General features: G+C 54.9%; 14 protein-coding genes. 3 read left to right on the forward strand and 11 right to left on the reverse strand.

The genetic code is table 11. The annotated features are described in order from the left end of the window. Positions 1 to 76: 76 nt before the first annotated feature. From DPO_RS02220 to DPO_RS02230, 3 genes are all read left to right on the forward strand, one after another. Positions 77 to 1936, forward strand: a complete 1860-nt coding sequence (locus DPO_RS02220; protein WP_006963994.1) for an FAD-binding protein — start codon at positions 77 to 79, stop codon at positions 1934 to 1936. A 123-nt stretch (positions 1937 to 2059) separates the two neighbouring features. Continuing rightward, the gene (locus DPO_RS02225; RefSeq protein WP_268870622.1) at positions 2060 to 3202 is read left to right on the forward strand and encodes an SDR family oxidoreductase; all 1143 of its coding nucleotides are present in this window, start codon (positions 2060 to 2062) and stop codon (positions 3200 to 3202) included. Continuing rightward, positions 3203 to 3985, forward strand: a complete 783-nt coding sequence (locus tag DPO_RS02230) for a ubiquinone/menaquinone biosynthesis methyltransferase (protein WP_006963998.1) — start codon at positions 3203 to 3205, stop codon at positions 3983 to 3985. A gap of 42 nt (positions 3986 to 4027) precedes the next feature. Here DPO_RS02230 and DPO_RS02235 read toward each other — a convergent pair whose 3' ends face one another. The 11 genes from DPO_RS02235 to DPO_RS02285 form a co-directional block, all read right to left on the reverse strand. Beyond that, positions 4028 to 5206 (reverse strand): tetratricopeptide repeat protein, encoded by a 1179-nt coding sequence (locus DPO_RS02235; RefSeq protein ID WP_006964000.1) that lies wholly within the window; start codon positions 5204 to 5206, stop codon positions 4028 to 4030. 2 nt (positions 5207 to 5208) lie between these two features. Then, a complete protein-coding gene (locus DPO_RS02240) occupies positions 5209 to 5910 on the reverse strand; it encodes an energy transducer TonB (RefSeq protein ID WP_006964001.1) in 702 nt (233 codons plus the stop codon). A 4-nt stretch (positions 5911 to 5914) separates the two neighbouring features. Further along, positions 5915 to 6334: an ExbD/TolR family protein gene (locus DPO_RS02245; protein WP_006964002.1), complete on the reverse strand. Its 420-nt coding sequence runs from the start codon at positions 6332 to 6334 to the stop codon at positions 5915 to 5917. 112 nt (positions 6335 to 6446) lie between these two features. Then, positions 6447 to 7070, reverse strand: coding sequence for a MotA/TolQ/ExbB proton channel family protein (locus DPO_RS02250; RefSeq protein ID WP_006964004.1), 624 nt, complete (start codon positions 7068 to 7070; stop codon positions 6447 to 6449). A 3-nt stretch (positions 7071 to 7073) separates the two neighbouring features. Further along, positions 7074 to 8597: a MotA/TolQ/ExbB proton channel family protein gene (locus tag DPO_RS02255; protein ID WP_006964006.1), complete on the reverse strand. Its 1524-nt coding sequence runs from the start codon at positions 8595 to 8597 to the stop codon at positions 7074 to 7076. 11 nt (positions 8598 to 8608) lie between these two features. Beyond that, a complete protein-coding gene (locus tag DPO_RS02260) occupies positions 8609 to 9400 on the reverse strand; it encodes a DUF3450 domain-containing protein (protein ID WP_006964008.1) in 792 nt (263 codons plus the stop codon). Beyond that, entirely contained in the window at positions 9397 to 10275 is an 879-nt protein-coding gene (locus DPO_RS02265; RefSeq protein ID WP_006964010.1) for a methyltransferase domain-containing protein, read from the reverse strand. Before DPO_RS02265 ends, DPO_RS02260 begins: the two co-directional genes overlap by 4 nt. Before the next feature lie 34 nt (positions 10276 to 10309). Further along, positions 10310 to 11104: a DUF4198 domain-containing protein gene (locus DPO_RS02270; RefSeq protein ID WP_006964013.1), complete on the reverse strand. Its 795-nt coding sequence runs from the start codon at positions 11102 to 11104 to the stop codon at positions 10310 to 10312. Between the two features lie 21 nt (positions 11105 to 11125). After that, positions 11126 to 11902 carry an ABC transporter ATP-binding protein gene (locus DPO_RS02275; protein ID WP_006964015.1) on the reverse strand — a complete coding sequence of 259 codons (777 nt, stop codon included), beginning with the start codon at positions 11900 to 11902 and terminating at the stop codon, positions 11126 to 11128. A gap of 5 nt (positions 11903 to 11907) precedes the next feature. Beyond that, complete coding sequence (locus tag DPO_RS02280) at positions 11908 to 13017, reverse strand: FecCD family ABC transporter permease (protein WP_328284763.1); 1110 nt, start codon at positions 13015 to 13017, stop codon at positions 11908 to 11910. Next, positions 12965 to 14155, reverse strand: coding sequence for an ABC transporter substrate-binding protein (locus DPO_RS02285; protein WP_006964019.1), 1191 nt, complete (start codon positions 14153 to 14155; stop codon positions 12965 to 12967). Before DPO_RS02285 ends, DPO_RS02280 begins: the two co-directional genes overlap by 53 nt. Between the last annotated feature and the right edge of the window lie 3 nt (positions 14156 to 14158).

The raw sequence follows: 14158 nt of genomic DNA on the forward strand, positions 1-14158 counted from the left end.
ACAATTAACCATGAAAGAATTTAGTGGGTTGGTCTGTTCTTTCATTTAAACCTGAAAGCATAAGGATGGCCTTTTGATGAACCCGCTGGACCATATTCCCGAAGAAATCCGCCGCACGGCTTCCCAGTGCCGGCATTACGCCATGTGCAAAATCGATTACCTGGATACCGGGCTCTGCCCGCCGGCAAAAAAAACCCCGTTTGTTTCCTTTTTTCCCCAGGGCCGGATGGATCTGTGTGCCGCCCTGGCCAAAGACCGGATTCCCGTCACCCAGGCAGCAGCGGATATCATTTCGTCATGCACCCTGTGCGGATCCTGCGACAGGCAGTGCCATTTCGTGACCGGCATGCGGCCCATGAAGGTCATGCAGGCGTTAAAAGCCTTTCTTGAGACGTTTCTGGAAAAAGGAGGGGTGCCTGTCCTCATTCCGGAAGACGACACACTCAAGGCATTGAAACAGATGGTGGGAGAACAATGGGCCACCAATGACCCGGCCCACCTAATGGCCTATGCCGATGACCCGTTTCCCCTGGCCGGCCCCCAGATGCCCGGGTATGTGGTACTGCCCGGCAGTGCCGAAGAACTGGTGGAAATCGTGAGATTTGCGGACAAGGCCGGGATCCCGGCAGTGGTCCGGGGCAACGGGGGCAGTGTGTTCGGCTTTGTCTTCACCCCAGGCATCGTCATCGACGTGAACCGGATGAAAAAAATCCTTCTGGATCCGGACAACTGGACGGCGGTCATCGAGCCCGGCGTGACCTCTTTTGAACTCCAGAAAGCAGCATCGGAAAAAGGATTTCGGGTAAATACGGCGGAACCGGCGGCCACGGTCTGCGGCAACATCGTGTGCACGGGACTGTTTTCCACCTGGGCCAACGTCTACGGCGTCGGGGCTGACCATATCGTGGACATGACCTTTGTGGACCGGCACGGCCGGGTGTTCAATGCCAATGACAAAACCGCCCCCAATGTGTTCGGTTTTCAAAAAGCCGTGCGCCCGTCTCCCGGCATCTGCCTTGAGGCCCGGGTCCGGATGCATCCGGTCACGGATGACGAGGAAGGCCTTCTGGTGCCGTTTACCACCTTTGCCGATGCGGTTTCCTTTGCCAGAGACATCAGCCGCCGGCGCATCGGTCTGGCAGTGGGAATCCTGGGCGGGCATTACCTGTCCACGTTCATGTCCCCCACCCAGTCCCTGGCTGAGCAGACCCGGGAGGTGTTCAGCGGCATTCTCGAGATGACCTGCGTGGTATCGGTCATCGGCGACAAATATGCCCGCAGCAGCATCCGGCAGATGGTTCCCTGTGTCATAGACAGCCGCACCTTCAGGATGTTCATGCTCGGGCTGCCGCAACTGGTCAGATCCGACCTGGCAGACATCGTCCAGGGACTGGAAAGTGACCGGCCGGCCTATGAAACCGTTTTGAGCAAAGAAATGCTGCCCGTACTGGAAGCAGTTCTTTCCCCGTCTCCCGAAACCCTGGCCGCTGCTATCGAGGACGATCTGAGGGGATTCTACCAGGATCTCTACCGCCGTCCCCACATGACCGACATGGTCTGGCTGACCATGTTCAGGATCGTCAGCGCCCGGATGTCCCGGCACAGGCACATGTTCGCCTTTCTCATCTATGTTCCCCTGGCACCTGTGGCAGTCATCCAGGAACTGATGGCCTCTTTTGCAGACATTGCCGAAAAATACGGCATCGAACATGACTTAGGCTTTATCACCCCCCTGGATCTGGGAAAGCGCGGCATTTTGGAATATGACTATTATATTGATCACACCGACAGCACAGACGCTGAAAAAATCCGTCTGGCCATGCCCGAGATCGAAACCATGGTGGACCAAGTGAGCAGATCCTATAAAGGAGTGACCTTTCTCAAATACATTTTTTCACAAGGGTGCGCCAGAAAAGAAAATTTTCTTTATACCTGAAGCAGTCTCGAAACCGGCACCCCAAGGGTCTGCACGACCTTTTTTTAAAAATAAGGAGGAGCGATCAGAACTGCAGCGCATGACATACTGGACAGACGACGGTCGAAAAACACCTGCTTTCTGCTGACAGGGGCCACGGGGTTTCTGGGGATCCACTTGGCGGACATGCTGGCAGACAAAGGGCATACCGTCATTGTCCCGGCCCGGTCCCGGAACAACATGGCCCCGGAAGAACGCATCAACGCATTGTTCCGGTGGCTGGGCAGGGACAGGGTCCCCTCTTGTGTTCAGATTGTCCCGGCGGATCTGAACCGGTCCGACCTCGGCCTGTCCCCGGCTGACTACCAAAGGCTGGGTTCCAGGGTCGATGAAATCATTCACTGCGCATCCGACACCTCCTTTTCAGAACGAAAACGCCCGCAGATTGAAAAAGCCAATGTGGAAAACCTCCACCACCTGCTGGACTTTGCCGCCAAAAGCCGGTGCTGTTTTTTTCACTTTATCAGTACGGCTTACGCCGCCGGAAAAAACCAGGGGATCTGCCCGGAAACACTGGTGGACACCCGGTCGTTTTTCAATGTGTATGAAGAAACCAAACACCGGGCGGAAATGGCGGCGGCAGACCGCTGCAACCGTGAAGGCATCCGCCTGAACATCTTCCGGCCGTCCATCGTGTACGGCCATTCCCGCACCGGCAGGACCCTGAGGTTTAATGCCCTGTACTACCCCGTGAAAATACTGGTGTTTTTAAAAAACCTCTACCTGAAAAAACACCGGGAACAGGATCTGGAAAGCGCAGAAAAAATGGGCATATCATTCACCGCCGGCGGAACCGCCCATATGCCCCTCAGGATTGAGGCGTCTCCGTCCGGGGGCATCAATCTGATCCCCGTGGATTTTTTTACCAGCGCCTTTTACGCCATCATGGAAAACGCCGTGGACGGGGGCATATTCCACATCACCAATGACAAAACCAAACCGGTTTCCGATATCATTGACTACATCCGGAAATATTTTCACATCACCGGCGTTCAGGCTGTGGAGACGCAGAACTATCCGGCCGGCCCCCAGAACCACCTGGAAATCCTGTTCAACCGGTACACGGAAATCTACCGGCAGTACATGCAGGACGAGCGCATTTTCGACAATGCCAGAGCTGTCGCTATCCTGAAACCACAAGGCATCTTGTGCCCGGATTTTGATTACTCCATTTTTTCCACCTGCATGGGGTATGCCGAGTCCGTGAACTGGGAAAACCCTTTATAAATGACAATGTCGCCCAAAATCCCCCCAAAACAGATCCCGGCTTCAGACAAAAAAAAAGTGGTGGTCCAATACTTTGATGCCATCGGCCAAAGGTATGACCTGGCAGACACCCTCATGAGTTTCGGTCTTCATTTTTTCTGGCGCAGGGCCGTCCTGAAACATCTGGCCCCGGCCAAAGGATCCCGGATCCTGGATCTGTGCGGCGGGGCCGGAGAATTTGCCCGCCGGATAGCCGGCACCGGGGCCCCGGGGATGACCGCGGTGAGTGATCTCAGCCGGTCCATGCTGGCCGCGGGAAAACGCAGAACCCGTGAGAAAACACCTGAAAATCCCATCCAGTGGGTAAGATCAGATGCGGAACAGCTGGGGTTTGCAGAAAACTCATTTGACGGGGTTATCGTGGGATACGGCATCCGGAACCTGTCGGATCTTTCCCGGGGGCTGCACGAGATCCAACGGGTCCTGGTCCCCGGCGGAAAACTGGTGATCATGGAATTTTCCATCCCCCAAAGCCGCTGGCTCAGGGTGTTGTACCACTGGTATTCTTTTTGGGTCATGCCGGGTTTTGGCAGGCTGATCACGGGGGAAGAAGCCCCGTTTGTCTACCTTGCCAAATCCATCCGGACATTTCCTCCCCCCAAAAAAGTCCGGGAGATGATCGCATCCGCCGGATTTGTCCGGGTGACAAACCAGCCCCTTTCCAACGGCCTTGTGACGGTGTATTCCGCCATCAAACAGGAACGTTCTTGTCACACCCCCTCCTGGGGTCCCGACATCCCATAATGCCGGAACGCCGCAGCCCCATCCGGCAAATCGGTCAATCAGCTATTGTTGCAGGGGCAGGGGTGTTTTGGTGGCAAGCACATAGGCTTTGATGCCTGAAAGATCCGGATCAGAGGCTTTTTCCAGTCCTTTCTGGGCCCATGCCAGGGCCTGGTCCGGATTTCCTGCCGCGAGCCAGGCCCGGGAGATGGTGGTGATCTTGTCCAGGAGCTGTTTTTCCGACAGGGTGTCTCCGTACTGTGCCAGCCAGATTTCATACTGCCGGGCTGCAGACTCCGGAATATGGCAGGACAGATACAGGTCTGCCAGAAGCCTTGATTCTTCCCGGGTCAAAGGGGTCAGATACGAGTAACTCAGCATGGCGGCCAGGGCCTGTTCAAACCGGTTGTCCGCCAGGTGGACATGGGCCAGGGCCTTCCACCAGCCGGGATCTTCCGGATGAATGCGGGTGAGGTGCCGGGCACAGGCCAGGGCCTTTGGTTTCATTTCCAGAGAAAGGTACTGGTACAGCAGCATCTCCTGCCACTGCCGCCGGCCCTCCCCCTGGGTCTTTTCAGCCAATTCCTCCAGCCACGGCAGGGCCTCCCGGAATTTTTCCAGGTCAAACAGGATATGGACCAGTGTCTGTTTCCATTCCAGGGAAATCGCCTGGGGATGGGCCGCCATCAGGCGCTTGAACACGGACAGGGCATCATCCGCCTGCCCGGCCTGAAAAAGGCAGGAGGCCGCATAAAACAGGTGAACGGCCTGCTTTTTTTCACTGGTCTCATACCCGTTTTCAAAGGCCCGGGCAGCCTCGGCCATCTGTCCCTGTTCATACCGGCACCGGGCCAGGTTCAACCAGGCTGGGGACAGATCCGGTTTTTTATCCACGGCCCTTTGAAATGCCGCTGCCGCCGACCCGGTCTGCCCCAGTTCCGTGTGGCAGATGCCGGTCATAAAATCGATATAAAAATGGACCGGTGCCGCCTGTTTTTCCGAATACCGGATCAACACGGCCAGGGCCTGATCCGGCTTGTCTTCCGCCATCAGGGACTGGGCACTGTTCACGGCCATGCCCGCACCCAGGGGCATGGAGTCATTTTTCTCTCCGGCGGCCCGGGTCACCCCCGGCCCTGAGAAAACCGTCATCAGCGCCACCAGCAGCACCAGCAGCAGCTTTCCCCAGACCTGCCGGCGGCCCCGGATATTTCCATCTGCCTGCAAGGTGTCTTGAACCATTTCTACTCCAGTTGAAACTTGATGGTGGTCTGTGCCAGGGCCGCCACGGGGATGCCCTGGACCCGGCCGGGCCGGAACCGCCACCGGGACACACAGTCCATGACACTTTTGTCAAACACTTTTTCCGGCTCAGCCGCCAGAATTTCAATATCTGTCACCCTTCCTTCGGCTGTGACCAGAAACTGCACCTGGACCTTTCCTTCAATGCCCCGTCGGGCCGCATGCAGGGGATACACGGGCGCCACCTTGGCCAAAGGGATCAGGCCGGTATCCAGTTCATGGGCCAGGTACCGGTCCTTGAGCTGGGGCGCATCCATGGCAAAGGATTCCAGGGGCGGCATTTCCAGGGAATGGGCCACAGGGGGCAGCTTCGGGTTCAGGGCAAAGGGCAGAGACGGTTTCGGGACCGGCGGCCTGGGCATCTTTTTCTGCACCGCTTTGGGGGCCGCCGTTTCCTTTGGTTTCGGCGGCTCCGGTTCCGGGGGCTTCTGTTTCTGCGGCGGGGGTTCGGGCCGCTTGACCCGCACCACCTGGATGGCCTGGACCGGCGCGTGTCTTTCCAGGTTTTCCGGCACTGCCCGGATCATTTCCGGCATTATGGCAAACAAAAACAGGTTCAGGGCCGCAGCCAGGACCACGGCCAGTATCCAGCCGAACCAGTTTCCGGATCCGGACCGGACCGGTATGGATACATTCCGGGCCACAGGCCTATTCCCCTCCGGGCAGGCCGGCGGCTATGGCCACGTTTTCAGCCCCGGCCTGTTTGCAGGCATCCATGACGTCGATTACCAGACCCGTGGTGCTGTCCTTGTCCGCCACAATCACCACGGCAGCCTCGGGATTCTCGGCCATGGCCCGTTCCACATTGGCCCGCACAGCCCGCACATCGATCTCCCGCCGGTCCAGGTGCACTGTCCCCTCTCTGGTCACACCGATGAGAATGGTGTTGGGTGCAGTGGTCACGGCCGTGGTTGCCGTGGGCCGGGTGATGTCCACCCCGGTTTCTCTGACAAACGAGGTGGTCACCAGGAAAAAAATCAGCAGAATGAACACCATGTCGATGAGCGGGGCAATATTCAGTTCCAGGGTCTGTTTCTGGGCCCGCCTGGCGGCTGTTATATTGAGCATTGTTGTTTTCCTGTCACGCCCGGCTGAAACCGGTGCGGTGCGTGTTACATGAAAGAACCGGACAATACACGGCACTCTTTCATGGGTTGGTATCTTTTCCCGGGCTCGGCGGTCAAATGAACCGCCGCAGGTACATGCCTGTGGCGGCGATCCGGTTTTTCAGGTTCCGGGACCGGCGGGTGAGCCAACCCGCCATGTAAAGGCCTGGAATGGCCACCATCAGCCCGGTCTGGGTGGTGATCAGGGCCACGGAAATACCAGCGGCCATGGCACGGGCATTGCCCGTGCCGAACACCGTGATCACCTCAAAGGTATGCATCATGCCCACCACCGTGCCCAGCAGTCCCAGCAGCGGCGCCACGGCGGACAGCACCCGGATGGCGGCCAGGTACCGGTCCAAGGAGGCGCACAACCCCATCACGGTCTCATCCAGGATATAGCCGTCCAGGTCCCGGTCCCGGGTGCGCCGGGCCAGAAACTGCCGGACCAGAAGGCTGTTGGCCCCTTTGTACCGGTCTGCCGGCTGTTGGTTCAGCCGCACCAGTTCCCCGGACCGGGACCGGGAAATATTTTTCACATACAGGGTGCGCATGAACCAGACCCGGTTGAAAATCAGCACCCACATCACCAGGGACACCGCCAGGATAGGCACCATGACCATCCCCCCGGACCGGATATAGGCGGCCAGGTTGTCAAACAGCGGCAGCATCCCTGCCATAATCTCATGGGCCGTCATGGGTTAATGCCTGCAGCACTCGTTTCTGGCCTTGAAAACCATGTTCACGAACGCCACCGCCTTTTCCTCCATCTGGCTGATCTGGGTTTCCACCCGCCGGGACAACAGCGTGTGAAACAGCATGATCGGGATGGCCACGGTCAGCCCCAGCATGGTGGTGACCAGGGCCTCAGAAATGCCGCCGGACATCATCTTGGGATCACCGGCCCCGTAATAGGTGATCACGTGAAAGGTGTTGATCATCCCTGTGACCGTGCCCAGCAGCCCGAGCAGCGGTGCGATGGCCGCCAGCATCCCCAGAGTGGAGACAAACCGCTCGATGGCCGGTATTTTTCCCAGGATCGCTTCCTGAAGGGCATTTTCCATATCCTGGCGGGTGTGGTCCCGGAACGTCAGGGCCGTAAGCAGGATGCCGGGGATCCATTTGTTTTTCCGGGACCGGCACAGGGCGTCACACCCTTCCCAGTCGCCAACGGCCACCAGGCCCCGGAGTTTGTCCATAAACGGTTCCGGTTTCATCTGTCTGCGGAAGAAAAACACCAGCCGCTCCAGCAGGATGAGCAGGGCCAGGCCCAGGATGCCCAGGATCGGCCACACAATGGGCCCGCCCTTTGGGACCTGCTCCGCCAGGTCCAGTTCCAGGGTGTACTGGCGCAGGGCTGTTCCCCGGGAGATGTCCACCGGGACATCCGCCCGCTCCCCGGCCAGATACGCCTGGATCTGCCGCACGGTGCCGGCGTCCGGCAGCCGGGACAGGGCAAAAAACCGCTGGCTGTTGTCGGAATACAGCAAAAACCCCATCTCCGGTTCACCGGTATCGGCGGATTCCAGCACATAAATCCCGGTAAAATTGCCCAGCATCAGGATCCGGGCCTCCCGGTCCAGGCCCTGGCGGTCGATGATGGTGCCGGTAACGGTCCTGACCTGCCCTGCGGCTGTGATTTCATGAAACCAGGCATCGGCCATGGCACGGATATCTGCCATGGCGGGAAACCGCTCCTCATGGATCACCGGGGCCAAAAAGCCGTGACGCTTGTCGGACAAGGCGCTCTGGGGGCTTTGTATCAACAGCGCTTCCAGGTCTTTGGCCGCACTGCGGATAAATCCGGACAACTCCCTGTTTTCCGCCCGGGACAAGGCCAGTTCCTCCAGCAGGGACTCTCTGAGCGCCTGCCGGTCCTGGATCAGCTGTGCCAGTTCTCCGTTATCTTTTTCCAGGGCTTTGTTGCGGTTTTTGAGGTTTTGGATGGCTGCGGTCAGGGCATCTTTGTCCTGTTTGATCTGCCTGGTCCGCTCCTGTGCCTCGGCTTTTGCTCCGGCCAGTTCCTGCCGGGCTTTTTCTTCCATCCGGGCGCGCTTTTCCGCCTGAACGGCAAAAGACTGGCGCATGTCCCGGGCCGCCACCCCGGACGGGCAGAAGCAAATCAGAAGAATCAGGCAGGCCAGGAAGATCAACACACTGTCCTGGAAAGCATTTTCCTTTTTGATCAATGATTTCATAAGACGGGCAGGATTCATAAGATTCATTTCCGCCTCCTTCACGGGACTGCCAGCCGGCCCAGGGGCAGGTCCAGAATACCGGCGGTCCGCCGTTTCAAAGCAATCTCCACCGCTGCGGATACCGCCGGAACAAACCGGTCATCCAGACGGCGCCACTGCTGCTCCCCCACATCGAACACAGCCGCCTCCTGTCCATCCAGGGACATATAGTACAGGCTGATGCGGCCCAGCCGGAAAATCTGCCCGGACACCTGCTGGTCCCCCAGCAGAATCCGGTCGTGATACACCTCGATGGTATTGCCGTATTCCGCTTCGATACCTAAGGCCTCCATGGTCCTGCGGAATTTTTCCGCCACCGGGACCTCGGGATCATCCATAAGGGCGGCCAGTTTTTGCAGGCGCGTACTGCGCTCCTCCCGCAGAAACGGAATGTCTTCGGCCTTCAGCCGGATCAGATCCGCCTGCACCTCTGCCAGAAACGGCAGCAATTCCTCCCGGACCTGCCGGGTCTGCGTTTTTTCCTGTTCCAGCAGGGCGACCTCCTGCCCGAGTGAGGCGGACCTGTCTGACCTGCGTTTGTTTTCTGCTTCCAGGATCTCATTTTCCGCTATGAGCCGGTCATACTCAGCCGCCAGTTCCGCCCGTTGAACATCCCATTTTTCCTGTTCTTTCTGGGATGCCTGGCGGACATCGATGGCCGTTGACACATTCTTTTCCACAACAGCGGCCGTCTCCGCTGCCGTTGCTGTAAAAACCGGCCACAACAGTACCACCATCAGAGGCAGCAACTTCTTTCGTATGACCGTCCCTTTTTTTCTACCCATCCTCATACCTGCCTCTCCAGCTCAGTCTGCCAGATCATGGTCCCTATCCGGATATTGCAAGGCCGCATATATTTACCGTCTCTGGTGTGTTTATCGATGTAGTCTTCTATGGTTACTTTGGCACCGGGGGTGATTTCCATGTAATTTTCAAAAAAACTGGTAAACATCCGGACCGCCTCCTCTCGACCAATGGCCTCCTCTTCTTCCCAGTCGGAAAAAGTCAGACTGGGCCGGTACCCCATCGTATAGATCAGGTTAAAGGGGTAAATGATGTCATAGATCGTATGCCCCAGGGGCTCATTGAAAAATATCTCCCAGAGCGGTGCGTACTGGCTTTGCATTCCCGGCGCAGCAAAAGTGGAAAGATAACAGTATCCCCGGGAGGCAGCCATCATTTTTTTCAAAGTGGGGGGGCCATCCACACCCGGGGTCATGGAAGCAAACACCAGATCATATGCCTTGTGCCAACCTAAGTCGTCAAGATCTGCGGAATGCCAGGTATTCCGGTGGATAGTGATGTTTGTCACCTTTTGTTCACGGCTCCGGGATGCCAGAATGTCTGCCATGGCATCGGCCGGCTCCAGGGCAGTCACATGACGGCAATGTTCTGACAGGGGGAAAGCCCATGACCCGGGGCCAGCCCCAATATCTAAGACGATTGAGTCCTTGTTAAGCATGCCCTGGGCACACAGATTCAACACGGTTTCCCTGTGCCGGGCGATTGATCTGTTCCCGGAAACACGCCTATCAAAATCCGCAGCCATCTTGTTCCAACGGTCAATTTTTTCGCCCTCCGGAGTCAATTCCCGCTTTTGGGCAGGTGATTCAGCAATTGCCTCATGCCATTGTCTTTCCCAAAATTCTGGTTCAATCACCGACATGATATTTCCTTTCTTTTATACTGATTGGATAATGTTACACTCTTTCGAAACAAAAAGAGGACCAATAGCTGGTCCAATCCATATCCCTTTCATCCTCACAGGCAAAAAGGTGGACAAGGCGAATCAGCCACATGCCGGATTTCGGGTTGTCAAACACAGCCTCTCCATTTTCGCCGGTCACCGCAGTTAAAGAAACCATGGCATCCTGATTCTTTATGAATGCTGTAACGGTTTTATTGGGCAACGGCTCATGATCAAACAGGACTTTGATTCGAACAGGTTCCGTTGATAAAGGGCGAGAAAGCAAAAGTATCTCTAATCTCTGCCCGGTTTCCAGGGAAACGAGTTCATGGGTGAAGGAAGCATCACCCACATGAACAAGGGTTTTCATGCATCGTGCATATTCCTCTTTTTGCTTTTCTCTGGGATTGGCTTCGACCTGATCAAGCAAATGAGAATGATACTCGCCGGCAATGTATGAAGAAAATTTGTCGTTTTCCAGAAAAATTTCTGTAAACCCCCTGTCCATTACCACCATTCCCGTCCCACTAAACTGTGGATGAATCTTTAGTGCCGGGAGGCTTTCATCGTCCAGTACGGGAAGCAGATTCACCTCCTTGTCCCGGGTCAGTATAGAAAAGCGAGGGGTCATTTTCTTTTCCAGTGGCAACTCTTTATCGACTTTGAGTTTATGCCCCACAAGAAGTCGAATCATTAGAAGTGCATCAAGACCCATTTTGAAACGATCCGGTTGAAGCCAGCAGTCATGAGCCCATGCCGGCGCCGCTGAGACCAAAACCAACGCCAATGCTGTCCAAAAAATTTTCATAATGTTACTCCTTTCATAGATTCAACCGCCTGTTTTAACCTTGTGCAAAGGGATTATATAAGGTTTTTCCTGCTCTATTTTCACCTGGGCCACTACCCCATATATAGACAAAATATTTTCAGGCGTTATAATGTCACCCGGCACTCCGGAACAGGCAACCTTGCATTCTTTGAGCATTATTATCTGGTCCGCATACCAGGCCGCAAGATTTAAATCATGGACACTCATGACCACCAAAATATTTTTTTCAGCCACCAAAGACTGTATCAATTCCATAACCTCCAGTTGATGACCCAAATCAAGACTGGAAGTGGGTTCATCCAGCAGGAGAACATCCGGCTCCTGTGCCAGGGCCCTGGCAATAATGACTTTTTGCTGCTGACCGCCGCTCAACTGATTGAAATCCCTGAATCCCAGGTGTGACAAGCCCAGGAGTTCCAGTATTTCCAACACTTTCTCGCGATCTTTCTCCCGGCTTCTCCATCCAATATATGGCCGACGGCCCATCATCACCATGTCAAATACAGAGATTGAAAAAACCTGCGCATTGTCCTGTGGGACATAGCCCACCTGTTGTGAAATCTGAGTCATTTTGAGTGTGTTGATATCTTTTTCTGATATCAAAATGGTTCCTTTGAAAGAAAGGATTCGATTGATGCATTTGATAAGAGTAGATTTACCAGCACCGTTCGGACCACAGACTGCCACAATATTGCCGGGTTCCAGGCGAATGGAAATGCCGTCCAGAACCATCGACTTTCCATAACTGAACGCCACTTTTTCAAGACGGACTTCCATATCTGTTACCAATATTGTTTTTTCTTTGTCATGATTAAATACAGAAACAAAGGCCCCCCGACACAGGAGGTGATGATACCGACCGGGATAATGACCGGAGAGATAATGGTTCGGGAAACCAGATCCGAAGCAATCAGAAATGCAGCCCCGAATACTCCGGACACCGGCACAAGCATCCGGTTATCAGCCCCTATAAACATTCTGCAGATATGGGGGGAAACCAATCCGATAAAACCGATCATTCCGGTAAAACAAATGACCGTTGCGGTAATCAGAGAGGCGATGGCCATCAGAATCAGCCGGCTCCTGTCAGGATTGGTGCCAAGGGATTTGGCGGCATCATCTCCCAAGCTCATCAGGTTCAAGTCCCATGAACGCCAGATCACCAGAGGGGTACTGATTCCTAAGACGATTGCGGTTATCATGATCTCTCCCCATTTGGCCCGGCCCAGGCTCCCCATCAACCAGACCACCATTGCCTTGAGCGCATCCTGGGCCGCCAGAAACTCAAGAATGGAGGTCACTGCTCCAAAAATATAGAACATGCCGATTCCGGAAAGAATCATCATTTCAGGAGTGGCCTGCCGAAACCTGGCAATGCTGAAAATAACCATGGCAGGAATCATTGAAAAAACAAAGGCGTTCCCCACCACCAAAAAATTCTTCCCGGCAAAACCGATATTGAAAATCAGGGCCAGGGCCGCCCCCAAACCGGCCGCTGCGCTGACACCCAAGGTAGTAGGACTGGCCAGGGGGTTACGCAGCACCCCCTGGAAGACAGCACCGGCAACACCCAGCCCAAACCCGGCCAAAGCACCCATCACCACCCGTGGCAAACGCAATACCATGATAATGGTTTGGCGGGGATCTTCATCCGTATACCCTTCTGTACAGATTTGCCATAACATTGACCATACCGCTCGAAATCCGATCTCCATTGATCCATGAGATAAGGATATCCCTGCAGTAAGGCAGATCAATATCAGCATCGCAGTGATCATCATCATTTTTTGGCGATAATTTTTGAAATAGGCATTTCTCAAGACATTTTTTTGCTTCATTTTAAAAAAAGCTCTCCCTGTACCGGTCGGGTATGCCGGCCAGTCCGGTGTCATTTTTCAGCGGCGGAAAGAAAAAAACACCCTGTTGATCCAGGTCGTATTCAAGGCGTTGCATTTTCAAATATTCCTGATGAAACACCTCAGGGTCGATGTCTTTGAAAAGATCCGGATGAAACAGTGCGGCCAGGTAAGCGGCAGCCAAAGCCCCGCCGCTTGCATCATTCCTGAAATGACCGTCAAGAACATAAATGTGTCTGTTTTTTACGGCCGTAACACTTGCAAGTTCAGGTGCTTCGGCAAATTGGGCCACACCCGATTCAAGATAAGAGATATCGTCTGTTTCATACCCGGAAGCCTTGATATCATCAACAGCATGAAGCAGAATGAAATCCGGATTTTCACGGATCAGCCATTCAGGATCAAGGGGGAGCGATACCCCTTGTTCATACGGCAGTGAATCAACCAGATTACGTCCCCCGGCAATCCGGCTGGCCTGGCTCAAGGTATCATTCTGCGAATAGGCGCAATACCGGGTTCCAGCCGAATTGCACCGGGGATAGGAGGAAATCAGCACTGTTGGTTTTTCCTCCGGTTGGAGTTTTTCCGTCCGCTCCAATATGGTTGCCAGAATATCCTTGTACCATGAAATATACGTCTCTGCCTGTTCCCGGGCATCCAAAAGCCGGCCCAGATTTCGAACTCCCCTGACAAAACTCGAGTTGTCAGGCTGGATAAGATCAGGATGGTAAAGACCTAAAAACAGAATATCAACTCCCGGAAGATTCATCCGTTTTTCCCGGTTTTGGGATGCAAAGGTGAGCAGAAGGTCCGGCCGCATTCCCAATGCGGTTTCATAGTCAAGCCCCCATGGATGGCCCACGGAAGGCAGCCGTCTGAACTTGGGAAACTGGCGCAGGCAATCCTGAAAAACGTAGTCGTATCCAGCGACTGCCACCACTTTGTCTTCACGCTGTAATATTCGGATCAATTCGGCATTATCCATATATTCAACAATGATCCTCTGGATGGGCAGATGAACGGTCACGGATTGGCCGGTACCGTCCGTGACCGTTATCTGTTTTTCTTTTTGGCCTTGCCCGGCAAATGAGGCATCGGGCAGGCAGATCCACTCAATGAAAAAACAGATCATGCCCGCCAGCAGAAAAAGCGATGGTGCAACTTGAATTCTCATAAT

Source organism: Desulfotignum phosphitoxidans DSM 13687 (genome assembly GCF_000350545.1).
In the GTDB taxonomy this organism is placed as follows: domain Bacteria; phylum Desulfobacterota; class Desulfobacteria; order Desulfobacterales; family Desulfobacteraceae; genus Desulfotignum; species Desulfotignum phosphitoxidans.

Coding starts and splice junctions, on each gene's coding strand:
- DPO_RS02220 (WP_006963994.1), top strand. CDS start 77: ATGAACCCGCTGGACCATATTCCCGAAGAAATCCGCCGCACGGCTTCC.
- DPO_RS02230 (WP_006963998.1), top strand. CDS start 3,203: ATGACAATGTCGCCCAAAATCCCCCCAAAACAGATCCCGGCTTCAGAC.
- DPO_RS02235 (WP_006964000.1), bottom strand. CDS start 5,206: ATGGTTCAAGACACCTTGCAGGCAGATGGAAATATCCGGGGCCGCCGG.
- DPO_RS02245 (WP_006964002.1), bottom strand. CDS start 6,334: ATGCTCAATATAACAGCCGCCAGGCGGGCCCAGAAACAGACCCTGGAA.
- DPO_RS02250 (WP_006964004.1), bottom strand. CDS start 7,070: ATGACGGCCCATGAGATTATGGCAGGGATGCTGCCGCTGTTTGACAAC.
- DPO_RS02255 (WP_006964006.1), bottom strand. CDS start 8,597: ATGAATCTTATGAATCCTGCCCGTCTTATGAAATCATTGATCAAAAAG.
- DPO_RS02260 (WP_006964008.1), bottom strand. CDS start 9,400: ATGAGGATGGGTAGAAAAAAAGGGACGGTCATACGAAAGAAGTTGCTG.
- DPO_RS02265 (WP_006964010.1), bottom strand. CDS start 10,275: ATGTCGGTGATTGAACCAGAATTTTGGGAAAGACAATGGCATGAGGCA.
- DPO_RS02270 (WP_006964013.1), bottom strand. CDS start 11,104: ATGAAAATTTTTTGGACAGCATTGGCGTTGGTTTTGGTCTCAGCGGCG.
- DPO_RS02275 (WP_006964015.1), bottom strand. CDS start 11,902: ATGGAAGTCCGTCTTGAAAAAGTGGCGTTCAGTTATGGAAAGTCGATG.
- DPO_RS02280 (WP_328284763.1), bottom strand. CDS start 13,017: ATGACACCGGACTGGCCGGCATACCCGACCGGTACAGGGAGAGCTTTT.
- DPO_RS02285 (WP_006964019.1), bottom strand. CDS start 14,155: ATGAGAATTCAAGTTGCACCATCGCTTTTTCTGCTGGCGGGCATGATC.